The organism is Dokdonia pacifica, from assembly GCF_900188275.1.
Taxonomy (GTDB): domain Bacteria; phylum Bacteroidota; class Bacteroidia; order Flavobacteriales; family Flavobacteriaceae; genus Dokdonia; species Dokdonia pacifica.
This window is the reverse complement of record NZ_FZNY01000002.1, coordinates 300,101-322,990: the sequence shown is the minus strand read 5'-3', so window position 1 is coordinate 322,990 and position 22,890 is coordinate 300,101. Positions and strand designations below refer to the sequence as shown.

16 protein-coding genes are annotated in these 22,890 nt (G+C 34.4%); 14 read left to right on the top strand and 2 right to left on the bottom strand.

Annotated elements, in window-relative coordinates:
- The first annotated feature begins 193 nt into the window (after positions 1-193).
- The 11 genes from CHB80_RS08715 to CHB80_RS08665 all read left to right on the top strand — a co-directional run bounded on the left by CHB80_RS08715 (position 194) and on the right by CHB80_RS08665 (position 15,577).
- Entirely contained in the window at positions 194-2,380 is a 2,187-nt protein-coding gene (locus CHB80_RS08715; RefSeq protein WP_089371063.1) for a glutamine synthetase III family protein, read from the top strand.
- A gap of 491 nt (positions 2,381-2,871) precedes the next feature.
- Positions 2,872-4,317, top strand: coding sequence for a hypothetical protein (locus CHB80_RS08710; protein WP_089371062.1), 1,446 nt, complete (start codon positions 2,872-2,874; stop codon positions 4,315-4,317).
- Between the two features lie 296 nt (positions 4,318-4,613).
- A complete protein-coding gene (locus CHB80_RS08705) occupies positions 4,614-6,053 on the top strand; it encodes a hypothetical protein (RefSeq protein ID WP_089371061.1) in 1,440 nt (479 codons plus the stop codon).
- Positions 6,054-6,151: 98 nt separating this feature from the next.
- Entirely contained in the window at positions 6,152-7,612 is a 1,461-nt protein-coding gene (locus tag CHB80_RS08700) for a hypothetical protein (RefSeq protein ID WP_089371060.1), read from the top strand.
- A gap of 21 nt (positions 7,613-7,633) precedes the next feature.
- Complete coding sequence (locus tag CHB80_RS08695) at positions 7,634-9,088, top strand: hypothetical protein (protein WP_089371059.1); 1,455 nt, start codon at positions 7,634-7,636, stop codon at positions 9,086-9,088.
- A gap of 109 nt (positions 9,089-9,197) precedes the next feature.
- On the top strand, positions 9,198-10,652 hold the full coding sequence (locus tag CHB80_RS08690) for a hypothetical protein (protein ID WP_089371058.1): 1,455 nt from the start codon (positions 9,198-9,200) through the stop codon (positions 10,650-10,652).
- A 170-nt stretch (positions 10,653-10,822) separates the two neighbouring features.
- Positions 10,823-11,368, top strand: coding sequence for a hypothetical protein (locus CHB80_RS08685; protein ID WP_089371057.1), 546 nt, complete (start codon positions 10,823-10,825; stop codon positions 11,366-11,368).
- A 33-nt stretch (positions 11,369-11,401) separates the two neighbouring features.
- Positions 11,402-12,196, top strand: a complete 795-nt coding sequence (locus tag CHB80_RS08680; protein WP_089371056.1) for a CsgE family curli-type amyloid fiber assembly protein — start codon at positions 11,402-11,404, stop codon at positions 12,194-12,196.
- Positions 12,197-12,203: 7 nt separating this feature from the next.
- Positions 12,204-12,611 (top strand): curli assembly protein CsgF, encoded by a 408-nt coding sequence (locus tag CHB80_RS08675; protein WP_089371055.1) that lies wholly within the window; start codon positions 12,204-12,206, stop codon positions 12,609-12,611.
- 22 nt (positions 12,612-12,633) lie between these two features.
- Positions 12,634-14,061, top strand: a complete 1,428-nt coding sequence (locus tag CHB80_RS08670) for a CsgG/HfaB family protein (RefSeq protein WP_089371054.1) — start codon at positions 12,634-12,636, stop codon at positions 14,059-14,061.
- Positions 14,051-15,577 (top strand): carboxypeptidase-like regulatory domain-containing protein, encoded by a 1,527-nt coding sequence (locus tag CHB80_RS08665; RefSeq protein WP_089371053.1) that lies wholly within the window; start codon positions 14,051-14,053, stop codon positions 15,575-15,577. Before CHB80_RS08670 ends, CHB80_RS08665 begins: the two co-directional genes overlap by 11 nt.
- 76 nt (positions 15,578-15,653) lie before the next feature.
- On the opposite strand, the gene CHB80_RS08660 is transcribed toward CHB80_RS08665, so the two are convergent.
- Positions 15,654-19,007 carry an ankyrin repeat domain-containing protein gene (locus tag CHB80_RS08660; protein ID WP_089371052.1) on the bottom strand — a complete coding sequence of 1,118 codons (3,354 nt, stop codon included), beginning with the start codon at positions 19,005-19,007 and terminating at the stop codon, positions 15,654-15,656.
- A 240-nt stretch (positions 19,008-19,247) separates the two neighbouring features.
- On the opposite strand from CHB80_RS08660, the gene CHB80_RS08655 reads away from it, so the two are divergent.
- From CHB80_RS08655 to CHB80_RS08645, 3 genes are all read left to right on the top strand, one after another.
- Positions 19,248-20,429, top strand: coding sequence for an AIR synthase related protein (locus CHB80_RS08655; protein WP_089371051.1), 1,182 nt, complete (start codon positions 19,248-19,250; stop codon positions 20,427-20,429).
- Positions 20,430-20,501: 72 nt separating this feature from the next.
- Positions 20,502-21,011: a DUF7738 domain-containing protein gene (locus tag CHB80_RS08650; RefSeq protein WP_089371050.1), complete on the top strand. Its 510-nt coding sequence runs from the start codon at positions 20,502-20,504 to the stop codon at positions 21,009-21,011.
- A 190-nt stretch (positions 21,012-21,201) separates the two neighbouring features.
- A complete protein-coding gene (locus tag CHB80_RS08645) occupies positions 21,202-22,326 on the top strand; it encodes an aspartyl protease family protein (RefSeq protein WP_089371049.1) in 1,125 nt (374 codons plus the stop codon).
- Here the strand turns inward: CHB80_RS08645 and CHB80_RS08640 are convergent.
- On the bottom strand, positions 22,313-22,789 hold the full coding sequence (locus CHB80_RS08640; protein ID WP_317044269.1) for a peptide-methionine (S)-S-oxide reductase: 477 nt from the start codon (positions 22,787-22,789) through the stop codon (positions 22,313-22,315). The two genes, CHB80_RS08645 and CHB80_RS08640, sit on opposite strands and share 14 nt — an antisense overlap.
- Between the last annotated feature and the right edge of the window lie 101 nt (positions 22,790-22,890).

Below are 22,890 nucleotides of genomic sequence, written 5' to 3'. Positions count from 1 at the left end.
TTAATTACGATGCAAATATATAATTAATATGTATTGTGTGTAATTTTTTAGGGGCTATTTATTAAAAATTTAATTTTAGTTATTAACACCCCCTAAAAATTAGGGGGTATGTAAAAATTATGTGTTGTTTTTGAAATACTCGTATATTTGTCCTTATTATAATATGTGATTTATAATCTTTAAATGTATACACATGCCTATTCTTAGATTTCAAGCACTTCAAGATGTACAACATCGTTCTATTCAAGTACCAAAAGAAGAAGGACTTCGCTCTTTGTCTTATAACCAACATGTATTTGGGGAACAGTCGATGCGCCAACATTTACCTAAATCGGCTTTTGAAAATGTTACAGAAGCCATACATAAAGGACGCAAAATAGATCGTATTACTGCCGACGCGGTTGCTTCTGGTATGAAAGCTTGGGCTTTGGAAAAAGGTGCAACACATTATACCCACTGGTTTCAGCCCCTTACAGGCGCAACTGCCGAAAAACATGATGCCTTTTTTGAAATTACTACTGATGGACATATTATAGAGAAATTTGATGGCGCACAATTAGTTCAGCAAGAACCAGATGCATCTAGTTTTCCTAATGGCGGTATACGCAATACGTTTGAGGCTAGGGGATATACTGCTTGGGATCCTACATCTCCGGCATTTGTGTATGGAACTACTTTATGTATACCAACAGTGTTTGTTGCTTATACAGGAGAGGCGTTAGATTATAAAACTCCTTTGTTAAAAGCATTACAAGAGGTAGATGTAGCAGCAACAGACGTAGCTCGTTATTTTGATAAAAATGTAGGCAAAGTACACGCAACATTAGGTTGGGAACAAGAGTTTTTTCTTATTGATAGTGCATTAGCAGCTGCACGTCCAGATATTGAATTAACAGGTAGAACGCTTTTAGGGCACGCTTCCGCGAAAGGGCAACAGCTCGATGATCATTATTTTGGATCTATTCCATCTAGAGTATTGACGTATTTAAAACAATTGGAACAAGAATGTTTGTTGCTAGGAATTCCTATTAAAACGAGACATAACGAAGTAGCTCCTAATCAATTTGAAATAGCTCCCATATTTGAAGAAGTAAATCTAGCGGTAGATCATAATTCTTTACTGATGGATGTAATGCAAAAAGTAGCAGAACGTCATTATTTTAAAGTGTTATTTCATGAAAAACCATTTGAAGGTGTTAATGGAAGCGGTAAACATAATAATTGGTCGTTAGCAACAGATACAGGAATCAATCTTTTGAGCCCTGGAACAACCCCAATGAAAAACTTACAATTCCTCACCTTTTTTATAAATACCATTAAAGCAGTACATTCTTATGAAGAGTTGTTAAGAGCTTCAATTGCTAGCGCAGGAAATGACCATAGACTTGGCGCAAATGAGGCACCTCCTGGAATAATATCTGTTTTTATAGGATCTCAGTTAACGCAAGTTTTAGATGAGCTTGAAAAAGTAACGGATGGGAAATTATCACCACAAGAAAAAACAGATTTAAAGCTTAATGTTATAGGGAAAATTCCAGAAATACTATTAGATAATACAGATCGTAATAGAACATCTCCTTTTGCATTCACAGGAAATAAATTTGAATTTAGAGCTGTAGGGGCTACTGCAAATTGTGCACACCCCATGACTGTTTTAAATGCAATAGTCGCGAGTCAATTAAAAGCATTTAAGAAAGAAGTAGATGCTCTTATAAATGACTCTTCTATGAAAAAAGACGATGCTATTTTTAATGTATTGAGAGAGTATATTAAGGAAAGTAGAAATATTCGATTCGAAGGTGATGGTTATGGTGCTGTGTGGGAGAAGGAAGCTAAAAAAAGAGGGCTTAGCCATCATAGAAACACGCCAGATGCACTAGAAGAAAAGATTTCTAAAAGAGCAATTACGTTATTTGAATCTTTGGGGGTTATGAATGCTGTTGAGATACAAGCACGTTATGAGATTGAAATTGAAGAATACATAAAGAGAGTTCAAATAGAAAGTAGGGTACTGGGTGATGTAGCCCGTAATCATATCATTCCAACAGCCTTGAGGTATCAAAATGTGCTTATTACTAATGTAAAAGGTCTTAAAGAAATATATGGAGATGATGTTTATGTATCCTTAGCAAAAGAACAGGTGAATATTATAAAAGAAATTTCTGAGCATATTGCATCATTAAATGCTTGTATTACAGAGATGACTGAGGCTCGTAAAAAAGCAAATCAAATGAAATTAGTTCAAAAATCTAAGGCCTACTGCAATATGGTATTGCCTTATTTACAAAAAATTAGACGTCATTGTGATAAACTAGAATTATTAGTTGAAGATGAATTATGGCCATTACCTAAATATAGGGAGTTGCTATTTGTTAATTAGTGCCACTTCTCTAAATAATTGATATTGTTTGTCTTATATTGGATTTTTTCTTTGTAAATAAATTATTTGTTTAATTACACCGTAAAATTATTACACGAAATACGTAGTACCACGTAGGAATTTATTTACAGACATTTTTTTGTAGATAATTCGTTTGATTTTTTTTTCTAGTGTTAAGTATAGTTTTTACTGGTGTTTAGCTTGAATATGACAAATTTGCTATATTCATTTGATCGAAAAGTTATAATTCTTACTTGTTTCGTTGTCTTATTTGTATAATTTAGTCTCCGTATTTAGCATTTCTCCCCCTATAAATACATTATAACATTTATTACTTTATAGTACCCCATATTATAATTTGTTACCAAACAATTTTATAATATAACACTCATAGATTTTTATCTGTGGATGTTAGATTGTGAATGTTTGTTTTTGAAAGTCGGTTGTTAACAATTTTTAATTTTTAAATATTTTAACTACTACTTTTTATTATGAAAAAATTATTGGTAAGCGCAATTGCGTTGACATTTGGTGTTGCAATTCATGCACAAGACACAGGAGCTCAAAAAGCAGTGCAAGTAGCACAAATTCCTGGTTCTGCAATGGGTGCAAACACAGGGGAATCCATTCAAAATGGAACAAGTAATGCTGTTCAAGTGCGTCAAGCAGGAACTGAGCAGTCTGTATTAACAACTCAAGATGGAACTAGCAACTTAGCTAGATTGATGCAAACTGGTAACGTAAATGGTAACCAAGCATTAAGTGGTCAGGGTAACTGGGCTCAAGTTGATCAAGACGGAGCAAATAACCAATCTACTACTGTTCAAGAAGGAGATTTCAACAATGCTTTTACAAGTCAAAACAATGATGGAGACGATCAGTCTTTAGGAAACCGTGCGCAAATTATGCAAGGTACGGGTCAGCAAGCTGAAATGAATGATGCTGCTATAGAACAAGATGGTCAAGATAACTCTGCATACACATTACAAACGTATGATAATAGTGATGCTTGGACTGTTCAAAATGGTGTAGGGAATACATCTGAGATCGATCAAAATGCTGGTCCTGAAAATAGTGCAGGACATTTTGCTATTGTAAATCAGACAGGAATGAATAATGAATCTCGTGTAAACCAATCTGGAGCAAATGGAGATCAAGATCGTAACAGTGCAATAGCTCGTCAAACTGGTGTTGGTAACAAAGTTGAGCAAGTTCAAGTTTCTTCAGGAAGTGCAGCAGGAAATAGTGCAGATGTATTACAAGGTTTTTCAGGTGATATTACAGTATATTCAGCTGGACAAGATGATATCTTTGATGCAGTAAATCTATTTGATCCAACTTTAGCTGGCGATGATGACGGAGCTGGTCTTGAAGCGACAAACGCAGTAGCTTTCCAAACACAAACTGGAGGTGAAAACGATGCTGTAATTGTACAATTTGGAGATGGTAATAATTCAGCTCAGTCTCAAAATGGAGATGGTAACATAGCACAAGCGATTCAAAACTTAACACCAGATGCTGGATTTGGTAATGTATCTACTCAAACACAAGTAGGTAATGATAATGCAGCAACAATCGTTCAAAATGATAGATTACATACTTCTGTACAGTCACAGACTGGCGATGAAAATACGATAGTAGCTTCTCAAAGAGGAACAGCAAACTATTCAGATGTAACTCAAGAAGGAAACGGTAGTTACGGAAGAACACTACAACATGGTAATGATAACATGGCTTTCCTTACACAAAGAGATGGTCAGAGTTATACAATCCGTCAAAATGAAAATCAATTCGGAAATAACGGAAATAACCAAGCAGATATCCTTCAAGAAGGACCACTTGGAACAGGAGTTCAAAGAGGATTTGTTCCTTTTAGTGCTTCAGGTGTAACAGCTCCACATTCAGTAGGTACTTTTTCTTTAGCACCTATTAATTAATAAAATAACCAATTATTCAGAAGTGCTTGTTAGTACTTCTGAATAATTTTCAATATTAAATTATAAAATGCACCCCTAATATAGTTTTACACTGTCTTAAGGATTGCTTGAAAGTTTTATGATTTTAACAATAATGTATTTTATCTCCCCCAAAATACATTTTATCTAGCGAGAGACTAGGTAAGTAATGAACCGAACATTGATGCATATCATATTCTTATACAAATATGTTTTTTGTATGTGTTCGTAAATAGTATTTGTTTAATAATTTTTAATTAACTAAACCTTATTTAATTATGAAAAAAGTAATTTTAGGTGTTGCAGCATTATGTATTAGTGTTGTAGCGATGGGGCAACAAGAATCAGGAGCTAGAGCTGCTGTTCAAGTGCCACAAATTTCTGGTTCAGCTGCGGGAGCAAACACAGGGGAATCTATTCAGAATGGTACAAGTAATGCTGTACAAGTTCGTCAAGCAGGAACATCACAGTCTGCATTGACAAATCAAGATGGTACAACCAACTTAGCTAGAATTTTTCAAACAGGAGAAGTGCAAGCACAAAGTGGGGTATTAAATTTTGCAGAAGTTGATCAAGACGGATTTAATAATGAATCTACTATTGAGCAACAAGGAGATGGTAATAATGCCATGGTTGAACAAAACAATGATAATGATACAGATGCAAACCGTGCATTGATTATGCAAGGTATTGGACAGCAAGCAGAAAACAATGAAGCAATGATAGATCAAAATGGAGAAGGAAACTCTGCTTCTACATTGCAAATTTTTGATAATAGTGATGCTTGGACAATTCAGAATGGAACAAACAACACATCTGAGATTATTCAAAATGCAGGACCTAATCAAAGTCAAGGTCAATTTGCTCTTGTTACTCAAACTGGAGAGGATAATGAATCTTTAGTAAATCAAAATAATGCACCAGGAAGTGATGCTCGTAATAGTGCATACACTGCACAAGCAGGTAGTAATAACCGTGCAGAGCAAAATCAAAGTGCTGAGGGATCTACAGGAAATATTGCTGTTATAAGCCAAGGTGTAAGTAACCAAATATTTCAAGCTCCAGCATCAGAACAAGCTTACTTAAATACAGCAGCATTAGATCCTTCAATATTAGGAGGTACTAATAATATTTTAGGTTCTGAAAATGGTGTAGCTTTCCAACAGCAGAATGGTGATGGAAACCAAGGATTTATAGGGCAATATGCAGATACAAATGACTCTAATAATGGAGCTCAAATACAAGATGGTAACAATAATGCTGCTGCCTTGCTTCAGAACGCTTTCGGAAGCCCAAATGGGAATGGTAATACAGGAAGACAAGAACAATATGGATCAGATAACTCTGTTGGGTTAATGCAGAATGGTAACAATCACCGTGCTCTTCAAGCACAATTCGGTGATGGGAATTCAGCTCTTTCTACTCAAAGAGGAAGAAACAATGACTTGAATATATTCCAAGAAGGAAATGGTAGTTATGCGCAAAGTATCCAACATGGAAGAAATAACGTGGCATTAATTACTCAACGTGATGGTCAGAGTTATACAGTTCGTCAGAATGAAGGTGCATTTGGTGCTGGAACTGGAGGAAACCAAGCAGACATCCTTCAAGAAGGACCATTAGGAACTGGAGTTCAAAACTCTTTTATACAAGTTAATCCTCAGTCAGTAAACGCTCCACAAGCAGTGAGTGCATTTACATTGGCGCCAATTAACTAATAATATCAAAATCTCATCATAGGATATATTCTTATGATGAGATTTTATGTAATAAAAGTCACCCCCCACTTATTATTTAATAAATAACAAATTAAATTATGAAAAAAATAATATTCAGTGTTGTTGCATTAGCATTTGCTAGTGTTACAATAGCACAGAGTCCAGCGACGAATGATACTGGTGCTCGTGAAGCTGTTCAGGTAGCTCAAATTCCTGGTTCAGCTATGGGGGCAAATACAGGGGAAAGTATTCAGAATGGAGCTGATAATGCTGTACAAGTACGTCAGGCTGGAACATCTCAATCTACATTAACAAATCAAAATGGTACTGCAAACTTAGCAAGAGTAATGCAGACTGGAAATGTTAATGGAAATCAAGCATTAAGTGGACAATTAAACTTTGCAGAAGTTGGGCAAACTGGTTTTAATAACCAATCAACGATCTTCCAAGAAGGTGATTATAACAATGCCATGATTAGTCAGAATAATGATAACGATACAGCGGCAAACAGAGCTATGATTATGCAAGGCACTGCTAATCAGGCTGAGATGAATGCAGCTACTATAGATCAAGATGGAGAAGACAACTCTGCGTATACATTACAGACTTGGGATAATAGTGATGCTTCTACTGTTCAAAGTGGATCAGGAAATACATCTGAAATAGATCAAAACGCCGGTCCAGAAGATAGTCAAGGTCAATTTGCAGTTGTAACTCAAATAGGAGTTGATAATGAATCTCGTGTAGATCAAGATAATGCAGATGGAAGTGATGCGCGTAATGTAGCGTATACTGCACAAACAGGTAACAATAACAGTGCTGAACAAATCCAAAGTGCTAATGGATCTACAGGAAATATAGCTGTTGTTGCTCAAGGAACAGGGAGTCAATTGTTTCAAGTTCCAGCATCAGAGCAAGTTTGGTTTAATACACTCGCTTTTGATCCAAGTGTAACAGGTGGAGGTAATAACATAGGAGATTCTGATAATGGTGTTGCTTTTCAACAACAAAACGGTGATGGAAATCAAGGGTTTATTGGACAATATTCTTCAACAGCTGACTCTAATAATGGTGCGCAATTACAAGACGGTAATAATAATGCAGCTTACTTGAGTCAAAATGCCTTCGGGAGTTCAAATGGAAGTGGTAATGTAGGAAGACAAGAGCAAGTGGGAGATGGAAACGCTACTGGAGTATTACAAACCGGGAATGATCATTTAGCTCTTCAAGTACAAACAGGTAATGATAATAGCAATATTTCTACTCAAAGAGGAATGAGCAATAATCTCAATATCTTTCAAGAAGGTGATGGTAGTTATGGTCAGACCATACAACATGGAGAGTTTAACGTAGCACTTCTTACACAACGTGATGGACAAAGCTATACTATTCGTCAAAATGAAGGAGTGTTTACTCCAGGTGCAGGAGGAAATCAAGCTGATATTCTTCAAGAAGGACCTATGGGAACAGGAACTCAAACAGGATTTATTCAAGTAACTCCTCAAGGAGTAACTGCGCCACATTCAGTTTCATCGTTTTCTTTAGCACCAATTAACTAACAAATTATAACAAATTAAATTATGAAAAAAGTAATATTTAGTGTTGTTGCATTAGCAGTTGCTAGTGTTGCAATGGCACAGAGTCCAGCAACAAATGATACTGGTGCTCGTGAAGCTGTTCAAGTAGCTCAAATTCCAGGTTCAGCTATGGGAGCAAATACCGGTGAGAGTATTCAGAATGGAGCTGATAATGCTGTGCAAGTACGTCAGGCAGGAACATCTCAATCTACATTAACAAATCAAAATGGTACTGCAAACTTGGCAAGAGTAATGCAGACTGGAAATGTTAATGGAAATCAAGCATTAAGTGGGCAATTAAACTTTGCAGAAGTTGAACAAACAGGTTTTAATAACCAATCAACGATCTTCCAAGAAGGTGATTACAACAATGCAATGATTGATCAGAATAATGATAATGATACAGCAGCAAACAGAGCTATGATTATGCAAGGTACTGCGAACCAAGCTGAGATGAATGCAGCTACTATCGAACAAGATGGAGAGGACAACTCTGCATATACATTACAGACTTGGGATAATAGTGATGCTTCTACTGTTCAAAACGGTACTGGAAACACATCTGAAATAGATCAAAATGCTGGTCCAGAAGATAGTCAAGGACAATTTGCAATTGTATCTCAAACAGGAAATAACAACGAATCTCGTGTAGCACAAGATAATGCTGCTGGTAGTGATGCACGTAATGTTGCATTAACAAGACAGTTAGGTGATAATAACAAAGCAGAGCAAATCCAGGAAGCAGAAGGTTCTGCTGGTAATAGAGCTCAGATTAATCAAGGTACAGATGGTACCGTTTCTGTTTCTTCAGATGCGCTTTTAAGATTTGGTGAAGTTTCAGGATTTGATTCTGCTGTAAATAACTTTTTAGTAGTAGAAAACTCTGAATCTGGAGTAGCATTTCAAAATCAATCTGGTGATGATAATGATGCTTTTATAGCACAAGCTAGTTCTGAAGCGGGATCAAATAATGCTGCTCAAATCCAAGATGGTAATGAAAACTCAGCATTTATTTCTCAAAGTTTCTTTACAGCTGGAGGAACTGATAATGTTGGAAGACAAATGCAAACTGGAAACAATAATGCAGCGACATTAAATCAAGATGGAGCTGATCATGCATCTTTACAAGATCAGTGGGGAGATGATAACACTGCGGTTGCTTCTCAAGCTGGGATGGGTAATAACTCTAATATGTTCCAATTTGGAGCAGGAAGTTATGGTCAAACATTACAGCATGGAGAGAATAACGTAGCACTTCTTACACAACATGATGGACAGAGTTATACTATTCGTCAAAACGAAGGAGTATTTACTCCTGGTGCTGGAGGAAATCAAGCTGATATTCTTCAAGAAGGACCTATGGGAACAGGAACTCAAACTGGATTTATTCAAGTAACTCCTCAAGGAGTAACTGCACCACATTCAGTTTCATCATTCTCTTTAGCTCCAATTAACTAATTAATATCAAAGAATCTCATCATAGGATATATATTCTTATGATGAGATTTTATATAATAAAAATCATCCCCTGCTTACATATTTAATAACTAACAAATTATAACAAATTATGAAAAAAATAATTTTAAGTGTTGTTGCATTAGCAGTTGCTAGTGTTGCAATGGCACAAGCTCCAGCAACAAATGATACTGGTGCTCGTGAAGCTGTTCAGGTAGCTCAAATTCCAGGTTCAGCTATGGGAGCAAACACCGGTGAGAGTATTCAGAATGGAGCTGATAATGCTGTGCAAGTACGTCAGGCTGGGACATCCCAATCTACATTAACAAATCAAAATGGTACTGCAAACTTAGCAAGAGTAATGCAAACTGGAAATGTTAATGGAAATCAAGCATTAAGCGGACAATTAAACTTTGCAGAAGTTGAACAGACTGGTTACAATAACCAATCTACGATCTTCCAAGAAGGTGATTACAACAATGCAATGATTGATCAGAATAATGATAATGATACAGCAGCAAACAGAGCTATGATTATGCAAGGTACTGCTAATCAAGCTGAGATGAATGCAGCTACTATCGAGCAAGATGGAGAGGACAACTCTGCATATACATTACAGACTTGGGATAATAGTGATGCTTCTACTGTTCAAAATGGTACTGGAAATACATCTGAAATAGATCAAAACGCTGGTCCAGAAGACAGCCAAGGACAATTTGCTATTGTTACTCAAACTGGAAATAACAACGAATCACGTGTAGCACAAGATAATGCTGCTGGAAGTGATGCACGTAACGTAGCATTAGCTTCTCAATTTGGTGATGATAACAGAGCTGAGCAAATCCAAGAAGCGGAAGGATCAGTAGGAAACAGAGCACAAATCGATCAAGGATGGGATGGTAGTCATATTGTATCTGGAACTTCTTTTGGAAGACTTCTTGAATTAACAAATTTTGATTCTCAAGTAGTAAATAGTATTCCAAACGAAAGTTCTACAGAAGCAGTAGCTTATCAAAACCAATCTGGAGACGGTAACGATGGTCTTATTGCTCAGGCTAGTTCTGTAGCTGGTTCTAACAATGCAGCTCAGGTACAAGATGGTAATGGAAACTCAGGTTGGATTACTCAAAGTTTCTACGCTGTTGGAGGTACTGAAAATGTAGGTAGACAAGAACAAACAGGAGATAACAATAATGCCGCATTAAATCAAAATGGTGCAGATCATTCATCTTTACAGTCTCAATGGGGAGATGATAATACTGCAGTTGCTTCTCAAGCTGGTATGGGTAATAACTCTAATATGTTCCAATTTGGAGCAGGAAGTTATGGTCAAACATTACAGCATGGAGAAAATAACGTAGCACTTCTTACACAACATGATGGACAGAGTTATACTATTCGTCAAAATGAAGGAGTGTTTACACCTGGTGCTGGAGGAAATCAAGCTGATATTCTTCAAGAAGGACCATTAGGAACAGGAACTCAAACTGGATTTATTCAGGTTACACCACAAAGTGTAACTGCACCACATTCAGTTTCATCGTTCTCTTTAGCTCCTATAAACTAAAAAGTAGTATGTAAAAGTAACAGGTGTATTATTCACCTGTTACTTTTCTTTATTATATATTTTAAATTCGTTTTCAATTATAAAATGAGTTTAATTTTTGAATTTTATATATAATTGAAATTCTAGTCTAAATAGTGGTCTAGTTGCAATTTTTATTCTAAATTAGAGTTATGAAAAATTTTGTTCGTTTACTTATAGTTTTCTGCATCACTACTTTTTGTAGTATCCCGCTCTTTGCCCAAACATTTGATGAAGATCCAGAAGAAGAAGAGGTTAATGGAAATGAAATCGTACTAGATAGTCAGTCTGTTAGTTCTGATGTACTTTTGAATCTAGGCTTTAATACAGCTCCTAATGTTAGAAATCAACAAATATCAGGGAATAGCATATTTTTAACTCAAATCGGAGATTTGAATTTAACAGCTATTAATGCAAATACTACTTCTAGTGAAATACAAGTAACACAAAGGGGGAATTCAAATTTTACGGCATTAGATTATCGCGCAAATACAGTGGTAACTACAATTACTCAGGATGGAAATTTTAATTTAGTACGAGATTTTATTAATAATCCTACCGAGGATGCTTCATTAGATTTACTACAACAAGGAGATAATCTTACTTTTGAACGTTTTGGAACTAATTCAATAACAAGATCGTTAAGATTTGTGCAAACAGAAGCATCTCCAACAATAATTATAAGGAGTTTTCAGTAATACTACTTAACTGTCTCTTATAATATATAAGCTATGAGATTGATTCATAAAATAGCTACCAATGAAATCAAGAAAACATTTTTACTTATTGTTTTCCTTATAGTTAATACAGCCATTACTCATGGCCAATTTTTCAACAAAGAAATTCAAGCTAAAATATTAATAGAACGCAACAGCGAGTTCTATACCTTTCATGCAGCCGCACGAAATAAGACTTCTACTGACATTAATTTAAAGTATGATTATTCAGTTTTCAGAACCGATAAAGACGGTAATGTTGTAAAAAATAATCAAACTGATTTATTCTTTTTAAAAGGCGATGAAAAAAAAGTGTTATCAACTTTAACTGTAAATTATAACGTTGATGATAAGATTATTTTGTTATTATTAATTTATGACAAAGATGATAAACCAATAGGTAAAGATAGAATTGTACTTGAACAAGGAGGTAAAACGGTTATTGATTTAAATAGAAATACCCCAAAAGCAACATCACAAGATGAAGCCGTAGCCCAAGATGGTTATGAAATTGATGGATTGGTTATACAAAAAACATTAACAAAATCTGGTCGTGATTTCTTTAGAATGTTTTATAGTGAATACTATAATAGACAGATACGATCCCCAAAAAATATATTAATTAAAGAAGTTCCAGGTAGAAGAAGAAACACTTTAATCACTGTAGAGGTAGATGGAAAACTGGTTTGGCAATTTTTTGCACAACCTAGAAAAGAATTTCTTACCAATATGGTTAGAATTTCTCTTCAAAGAGTGTTATCTTTCCTCAATCGATTAGAAAAGCAGAATGAACAATTTATAAGATATTAATTTTATCATGAAAACCACGATCATTACTTTATTTGTCGCTTTTGTTGTCACGTCTATGAGTGCGCAACAATTTGTGTATAGACCTATCAATCCTTTTTTTGGAGGAGATACTTTTAATTATCAGCAATTATTAGGTTCAGCTCAAGCTCAAAATGGCTTTACAGCCCCTCAAAATGCTGCAGATCAGCAATCAGACCTAGAGCGCTTTGGCGATAATCTAAATAATCAAATTCTTAGTCAAATCTCACGGACATTGACACAGCAGCAATTAGATTCGATAGGAGATTTAACTGAACCAGGAACATTTACATTTGGTACACTAGCAGTAGAAGTATTTGAAAGCGGGGAAGGACTTATTATCAATATTTTAGATACTACCAACGGAGAGGAAACACAAGTCATCGTTCCTAATTAGTAAGAGCAATTAGTATTATAATATGCATTATTTTAAAAAGATTATACTAGTAGTACTACTAGTTATATTTAATTCCTGCGGGTCTTATTTTAATCAACCTTTATATCAAGAACCTTCTAGGGTGGGTGAGTTCTCTAAGTCAACTGATAAGTTACTAGATCTTCCAGACGCCGCTCAAAAGTTGGAGGTGGCTGTGTATAATTTTAGTGATCAAACAGGGCAATTTAAACCTGTAGAAAACGGAAGCACTTTCAGTACAGCTGTGACGCAAGGGGGAACTACAATTTTAATTAAAGCGTTAGAAGATTCAGGTTGGTTTAAACCCATAGAAAGAGAAAATCTAAGTAATCTTACTACAGAGCGTAATATCATTAGGAATACAAAACAAGAATATATTAAAAACTTAGATCCTAATACACCTCCATTACCTCCATTATTATATGCGGGACTTATTTTAGAAGGTGGGATCATATCATACGATACCAATATTGTTACAGGAGGAATAGGTGCTAGATATTTTGGTCTTGGTGCATCTTCTCAATATAGACAAGATAGAATTACTGTATACTTAAGAGCTGTATCTACTACTAGTGGGGAAATTCTTAAAACCATTTATGTTTCTAAAACTATCTTATCTCAATCTTTAAGTGGTAACTTTTTTAGATTTGTAAAATTTCAACGATTACTAGAAGCTGAAACTGGGATCACTCAAAGTGAACCTGTTCAAATTGCAGTTAAAGATGCCATAGAAAAAGCAGTTCATGATCTAATTATAGAAGGTGTTAAAGATCAATTATGGAGTTCCAAAGATGGAAAAGAAGTAAATGATCAATTAGTTAATAAATATTTAGAAGATAAAAAGTTTGAAGAGTCCAAAGCTTTGTATAATAGACTTTTTGTAGATAGAGAATATAAAAACTCTATTAGTTTATCTGGAGGCGCAAACCTCATAGATGGTGATTTTGCTACAAAACGACTTGGGTTTTATGGTGCAGCTACATATCAGCACAACATAAATAACTTTTTTGATATTGCTATAGATGGAGCTGTTTTTGATTTAAATAATGGCGAACAGTATCAAAATATATTTGGGAGTTTAGGAATCAATGGTGTTTTTAATTTACTTCCTAAGGATGATCTAGCTCCTTTTATTTATGCTGGTCCTGGACTTGTCGTAGATATTAGAGAAACAGTTAATGAACAAACATTGTTTGGTCGCGCTTTTTTCAAACTACAGTATGGAGCAGGAATTCAATATAAATTAAATCCAAGAGTTGGAATAAAGCTATTTGGTGAACACAATGTTGTTCTAAGTGATGAATTAGATTTCAGAATTAATGGTAATAGAGATGACTTTTATTTTAATTTTGGAATAGGTGTTAATTATAATTTCAATTGGAAAAATAAATCCAAGAAAGAAAATATAGAAGATTTAGAGAATGAAGATTAAAAATATACTATACAAATTTGCTTTGGTATTGTTTGTTTTTACTACAAGTTGTAGTGAAGACACGATACAAGAGGAAATGACAGGTGGCTTAACAGGGACTGTTATTTCTAGTGAAGATGATATGCCATTAAGTAATGTCAAAATTACTACAAACCCATCTTCAAGTACTGTTTTTACAGATGATAATGGTTTCTTTTCTTTACTAAACATTGCTGTAGATGATTATTCCGTTATGGCAGAGTTAGACGGATTTGATACTGCTTTCGAAGGTGCTGCAGTTATTCCTGATGAAATTGCAACGGTTGCTTTTGAATTAGATAGGGCTTCTATTACAAATGATCCTCCATCTGCACCAGTATTATTGTTTCCAATTGATGGGGCTAATGATCTCGAAAGTGAAGTAGAATTTGTATGGAGTAGTTCTGTATCTAATGCAGAATCTCTTACTTATGATTTAGAATTGCGAAATGCATTTACTAATGAAATTGAAAATTACATTATAGAACAGGATACTACATTTACAGTTTCTGATCTTAACTTAGGTGCAACTTATTTTTGGCAAGTAACTGTAGATGATGATGAAAACTCTCCAGTTTCTTCTACTATCAGTGAATTTTCAACGTTAGCATTTCCATCAAATCCATTTTTATTTGTTAAGAAAGAAGGAGATAATAGTGTCATATTTTCTGGAGATGGAGCTGGTGATACTGGAAATTCTCAAGTAGACGTAAACTTATTTCAACTTACTGATGATGGAACTAATAGTTTCAGACCTAGAAGGAGTACTCAAGCACAGCGAATAGCATTTCTTAGAACAGTAGGAGGGGATGCACATATTTTTACAATGGATTTAACCGGAGAAAATGTACAACAAGTTACTTCTACAATTCCAGTTGCTGGTTTTAGACTAGATGAGCTTGATTTTACTTGGTCTCCTAATGGTGATCGAATTATTTATCCATATTTTGATACATTATATAGTATAAACCCTGATGGAACAGGTTTAAGTGCTATTTACCAAACTACGGATGGATCGTTTATATCTGAAGTAGATATTCAAGAATTTGATGAGGATTTATTGCTTATTAAGACAAATAATATTAATGGATATGAAGTTAGAATTTTTACCGCACGTATATCTACAGGAATAGAAGAAATTGTAATTTTAGAAGGAGAACAAGGTGCTGCAGGAGGTGTACAGATAAGTGCAAATGGCGATCGTATTTTATATTCAAGAGATATATCTAATTCTGAAAACCCACAGTATAGGATCTTCTCAGGTCGTTTGTTTATTTACGATGTCGCATTAGCTACAAGCGCAATGCTTGCTACCGATGTAATTACTGGAGAAAATGATTTAGATCCTAGATTTTCGCCTTCTGAAGGTGATGTTATATTTACTAGAGTAGATAACAATATTGGAGCTCCTCCTGCTATATTCTTATTTGAATTAGGCGGGAATAACCCTGATGACGATGAGTTATTTACAAATGCTAATATGCCAGATTGGGAATAAATTTCTAATCCTACATTAAAAAAACCTCCAAGTATTCTTATACTTGGAGGTTTTTTTAATACTATTTATTATTGTATTAATGATAGTTTTTCAGTCCCTTTTTGATTAAAGACTTAATTTCTCTATTTGGTGCATAATCTAAGGGTGTCTTCCCTTTTATTGTTTTTAAAGTTAAATCTGCTTCATTACTCATTAATATTTTTACAACTTCAATAAAGGACGGGCCTCTTTGTAATGCAAGATGCATTGCTGTTTCTCCAGACCCATTTGTCGCATTTATATCGGCACCCTTATCTAACAAAAAGCTAATTAGTTCAGCGTCTTCTGGTGCGATTTCTTTTATAGAAATCAATAATGCTGTTTCATTAGTATCATAAATGTGATTTACATCAACACCATTATTTATAAGTGTTTTTATTCCAGAAATGTAATTTACAGAGATAGCATCTTTTACTAACTTAGGAGATGGTTTTGCTCCAGCTTGTAATAAATAATTTAATATGTCATCCTGTTTATAATATATAGCATCTAATAGCCCATCTTGGATATCAAAATCTTTTTTCTCCGAAAGGTATTTTACAACATTTAGATTTCCTTTTCTAGAGGCTATAGAGAGTGCATTGTCACCTATAGAAGTAGTTTTTTCCATAAGCATAAGAATAATTTCTTCATTGGTAGTTTCCATGGCATCTTTTAATGCATCATCTGCAGTAGCACCTTTATCTAATAAGTAAGCCGTAATATCTGTGTTTGCTGTCTCAGCAGCAACTTGAATAGCATCATTTACATTTGCATCTCCTTCTTCAATGAGAACTTTAGATAATTCAAGATTTTCCACTTTTACAGCACTCATAATTAATTCGGGACTTAGTGTTTCTGCACCTTCAGAAATTAAATACTGTACAATAGGTATGTTTTCTACACGAACTGCTGTTTCTATTCCTTCGGTTGGATTAGCACTATTATCTACTAATAACGTTACCATTTCTAAGTTTTCATTTTCAACAGCAATAGGAATAACTTCGCTTGTGTTAAGGGTGTCATTATTTTCTGCTAAAACTAATTGAGCAAACGCTAGCTTGTCACCTTTTACAGATGCTGTTAATGCATCCTCATATGAACCGCCATATGTAAGTAATACATCTTCAAATAACTGTATGTCTTCACTTTCTATTGCATATGAAAATACAGGTTCTGGTTTTGCTTTATTCTTTAAAGCAACTTCAATAGCAGGTTTGTTCTCTTTACTAATAGCATATTCTAATGCTTCAGATGGTTCACCGCCATTTTTTAATCCCATATCAAGAATATTCACATTCTCATTATCGATGGCCATTTCTACAGCTACATTCGTATTTATTTTTGCCTCTTTATCAATGAAGTATTCAAAAAGTGCTTCGTCATCTATAGAAGCAGCAACCTCAAGCGATTCTTGATTTGCTTCAGTCACAGGGATTACTGTATTTTTAAGAGCGATATCCTCTGTTTTTATTGCTTTCTCTAACATGGATGCATCAGCTGTTGCTCCCATTTCTATAAACTTTTTAGCAAGGTCATTATCTTCATTTTCAATGGCGAGTAATAATTGATCCATATCTGCCTCAAAGACATCGTAATCTTCACTCATTAGCGCTTTAACAGTAGGGTAGTAGCGTAGTTGTAACGCAAAAGAAAGGTCGTTGTTACGAGGTTGGGCGCCTTCTCTAAAAAGCGCATAAACAACTGGGGCACTTTTGTATGCAACAGCTTTATAGATCATATTATTTTTTGGAGCAGCACCACGTTCTAATAAAATCAGTGCGTATTCTTCATTAAAATGTTCTCTTTCAAATAAAACATCCAAATCTCTCGTGGTAGGCGTTACTCCTTTATCTAAAATATAATTAAGGATTTCAGAAGGCTGTTTATTTACTATAACAGCTTCTATAAGTCCTTGAGCACTTACATTAGCATTTCTTAAAAAGAGAGATTCAAGTCTTTCTATATTTCCAGTGGCAGCAGCAGCAACAATTTCAGAATCAATAACATAGTTATATTGTGTATTTGTATTCTTGAGAAGATCTGTTTCTCTTACAAGTTCCATAGTATATATAACTTCGTAAATATGATCGTCTATAGAAGTAAGTGTTACTGTTTTTTGGACATTGTTTAATAAAGCATCTTTATAATACGTTTTTGCTTCTTCAGAACCAGCAACTCGCAACCTTTTTCTATCCTTACTTTTGAATAATTTCTTGGTATCATCCCAAACACTCATATAGCCATATTCGATATCTTCAGGCTTAATGGTAACTATTACATTTTTATCTAGCGTTACGACTTCATCAGTAATAAGTGTTTCTAATCGTAAGCCACCTCTTTCTATAAGCGGTTTGGTATGAAGTAAAGCTTCATCTTTAGAAAATCCTCCGAAAAATATATCTCCGGTATAATCATCACCATCTGTTTTTACAGGCCCCATACTTTTCTTGACAAAACTTATGATCTCTTGTTTAAAGCGCAATGAGTATTTCTTAAAAAAGGTGCTTGCTTGTTTTTTGCTTACGTTCTCACGAGCTTCTTGGATAGCCGCTGTAGTTGCATCATCCAGCAATTTTATTTTTTTAGATTTTTCTTCTACTGTCGGTAATGATAAAGAACGTAAGATTTCTACAACTGGAATCATACGCACTTCAATAGGTGCTTGTGTATTTTTAGAAACAGTACCTTCCCAAGAAGTAAACCATAATTGATTCTTATCTCCACCTATAGTGTACGGTCTTCCTTTTTTGGCGTTTATGAAGGGATCTATATCTTCATTATTTAATTGTTGTTGTTGTATATCTTCAATGACTTTTTCTTTAAAAGCATCCTTATCATATGGAGAATAGATATAATCATTTTTTGCAATAGAGTTTTGAAGTATAAAAACACCACCATAAGCTACTTCTTGTGCCATATGAGTTCCATATCTAGCAATAAATCCATTGGGTGTGATATCGCGTCCTAGTCTATTAAAATCTTCTACAAATGCACTATCTGGAATACTTGTTCTTGTGGGCAGAAGCGCTGTTTCAGTTCCTATTTTCTTTTTTGTATATACCATAAGGACCTCCGGGTTTTCAGAGGTGTCATAGAGCTTGTAGTGTGCTTTGCTATTATAAGCTATATATGGGTAGTCTATAGTATCTGCCTCTAAAACATTACGCTCAAACTCGTATGAATTGGTTACAAATACATGGGTTTCAGGGAAGCTTTGTGAGTTGGCTGATCGGACAGGTGTTCCTTTTAAAAGTACTTTTCCTTTAGACGAATTACCCCAGTCTAATGGATCTATATATCGTATGTCAAATCCGTGACCAAGTACATCTTGTGTTTGACTATATGTATTCCCGACAAAAAATAATAAAAGTAGCGCAGAAGCTACTCCGATGAAGTTGGTTGATTTCAATTTAATAACTGTTTTTTAATGTATAAGGGGGGAATATATACACCATTCTAAAATACGTAAAAAGAAGGTTTTAAAATATATTTTTAGATGTAATTATAGATTATATATTCATAAGACATCAGGTTCTTAAAAGTGGGTAAGAATTTTCAGTCATTATTTATGGTTTTATACGCTTTCGCGAAAGCGTATACTAGAAAAATCTACATAATTATACCTATTTTTGTGACTTCAAAATAACTTATGAGCCAAGATATTTCAAAACGTTATGCGCTAAGAGGCGTATCTGCAGGAAAAGAAGATGTACACAACGCTATTAAAAATGTAGATAAGGGATTATTTCCGAAAGCATTTTGTAAAATAGTTCCTGATCACTTGACGGGAGATGATGATTATTGTTTGATTATGCATGCAGATGGAGCAGGTACAAAATCGGCATTAGCGTATATGTATTGGAAAGAAACGGGTGATATCTCTGTTTGGAAAGGAATTGCACAAGACGCACTTATTATGAATGTAGACGACCTATTGTGTGTAGGCGCTACAGATAATATTATTCTGTCATCTACTATAGGACGTAATAAAAATGTGATTCCTGGTGAAGTGATTTCGGCAATTATAAATGGAACCGAAGAGCTATTAGGAGATTTAAAAAAGTTTGGAGTAACTATCCATTCTACAGGAGGAGAGACAGCAGATGTAGGTGACCTAGTACGTACGATTATTGTAGATTCTACCGTAACGGCTCGTATGAAACGTAGTGACGTCATAGATAATGCAAATATAAGACCGGGTGATGTGATTGTAGGACTGGCATCTTTTGGTCAGGCTACTTATGAAACAGCGTATAATGGAGGTATGGGAAGTAATGGATTGACATCGGCAAGACATGATGTATTTCATACATATCTAGCCGAGAAATTCCCTGAGAGTTTTGATGCTGCTGTTCCTAATGAATTGGTATATAGCGGTTCAAAAAAACTAACGGATACTGTAGAAAACAGCCCTATAGATGCTGGGAAGTTGGTGCTTTCTCCTACACGTACCTATGCACCTATTATTAAAGAAATACTTTCAAAATATAATGCAACTGATATTCATGGAATGGTGCATTGTAGTGGTGGAGCACAAACCAAGATTTTACATTTTGTAGAAGACCTTCATATTATCAAGGATACCCTTTTTGATGTACCACCATTATTTGATTTAATTCAAAAAGAAAGTGGTACTGATTGGAAAGAGATGTATCAAGTATTTAATATGGGACATCGTATGGAGATTTATTGTAATGAAACTATCGCAAAAGAGCTGATAGCTATTTCTGAGTCTTTTAATGTGCCGGCACAGATTGTTGGTAGGGTAGAAGCGAGTGACACTGGAAAGAAATTGACGATTACGAGTGATAAAGGAACGTTTACGTATTAATTAGTTAATTAGAGGGTAAGATTTCCTATTCTAAGACACATATAGGAAATATTAATAAAATTAAGTAATAACATGAAAAACACACTATTTTTAATCATCACTCTTTTTACTGTATCACTAGTATCTGCACAGAATACTCCAGAAATCATATTTAATGAGAATAAGGAAGTAATTCTTAATGGGGAAAAAATTGATAAAACTTCAGATTTAGAAAAGGTTACCTCTTTATTAGGAGAACCCGTACTTTATAAAGAGTATCCAACTGGAAAAATGACCTATCATTATACTGATCTAGGAATAGCGATGCATTTTTATAAAGACAATCTGATATTTATAGGAGCAAATTTTAACTGGGATGGAGATAAAACCTTTCCAGAAACAACCTATACAGGTAAATTATCAATTGACAGTATTGAGTTTGATATGAATACTACAAATGAAATCCTATCTGAAATTAAAGTGATTGATTTAGTTTCTTTAATGCCAGGCATGTATATGACAGATCCTAATAAGGAAAAAACAATAGTTGTAGTTGGGTTTAAAGATGAAAAATTAACTCAAATAGGTTTTCAATTTCAATAATAAAAGTACCGACACAATTAAGTGTTTTAAAAAAATATTTACTGCTAGATAATTAATTACCAATTAACTAGATGTGAGAGTGAGGGTGTATTGTGCGTAATATATATCAAGAAATAATAAGAATTTACTTTCCTAGATTGTAACAATCATAGTATATTTTGGTCTATTTAGTATAGACCATTCACTACTTATGAAAAAAGCCATCATTCTTTTATTTTTATGCGGTTTCGCTATAACGCTTCAAGCACAAAAACCAGTCGTATTTCAAGATACTATTCCTTTTAGAAATGATTTGGGAATTATTACAATCCCTATCAGCTTTAATGGTGTAGAAAAACAGTTTGCCTTTGATACAGGAGCACAAGCAACTGTAGGTTTTTCTTGGGTGGAAGATAATTTAAAACGTACCTCAAAAACAACAAATGTAAATTCTTCTAATGGTTCAAGAACGAAGATGCGTTTCTATAAAAGCGGAAAGATTCAATTAGGGAGTAGAGAAATTACGAAACACAGAATTTTAAAAGCTAATGATAGTGAGATCTTTACTTGTTATAATATAGACGGTATATTAGGTGTAGACATCACACAGCATTTTAATTGGACCATAGATTTTGAAAATAAAATACTCATTATGTCTCCACCAGATTTTTATCCTGAGGAAGTCAAAGATATGCACAATTTAGATTTTGACTTCACCAATAATCGTCCCTCAGTTTTTATGGAAATGAATGGGAAGAAAATTAAATTTTTATTAGATACGGGTGCTAGAGATTCAGATGTAAATAAAACAGCGTACAACTTATTGAGTATAGATCAATATCCAACAACGGCTATGTATAGTGGCTTTTATGATGTGAATGGTACACTTACCAAGACTTATAATACAACGGTACAATTACCAGAATTGCAATCAGGGAGTGTGACGCTTTCTCCAGCTGTAGATTACGGGAATCAAAGCACTAAAATTGGAAATAGTTTATGGAAAGGGAAACGTTTGTTTATGAGTTTACGTAATGATCAACTTTATGTTTCTGATGCTACCGTTAAAAGCGATGTTTGGAATTATGAGTGTGCCGCTGTAGTGAAGAATGGAAAAATGATTGTTTTACAAATTAAAGAAGGCAGTGAAGCATGGAATCTTGGTATACGACAGGGTGATGAAGTCATAAGTCTCAACGGAAATACATTTACAGATTTTTGTGAATTCAATAAGTATCAAAAACAACTGGGTAAAGAAGGAAAGAGCTTTGAATTTGTCTTAAAAGATGGTAAACGTATCACCATTGATAAAAAACAAGTATTTATAAATCCTTAATCCAATTTGTGTACTTCCTCTGTAATTTTTCTAGCTTAGGATCAATATATCGCGTACAAAAAGGTGCCTCGGGATTTCTTTTAAAATAGTCTAAGAAAGATTCATCATTAAGAGTAAAAGTAACCAGTGGAAGTGCTTTCGTAATAATAGGTTCTGAAAATTGCGGTTGTAAAGCTAATAACGCTTTCGCGAAAGCGAACTCTTGCTCCTTATGATAATAATATATAGCCGATCTATATTTGGTTCTAAAACTATGATCGCTCGTAGCATTATGGGTATGCAGATGAACTTCTATAAGTTGTTCTAAACGAATAATTTGAGCGTCATAATGTACAATAACCCCTTCTGAAAAGGTATCATTAGGTGCTGTCGAAGCAATAAAACCTTGCTCCACTTTTTTTACACCTTTGATGGTCTGAAATACAGCCTCAGTACACCAATGGCATCCGCCACCGAACCCTATTTTTTCTATTGATTTAATATGAAGTACTCTTTAATTAAAAATATAAGATCAAAAGCAATGATACGCAAAGAAAATATCAATTGAAAATTGTAAATTCGCGG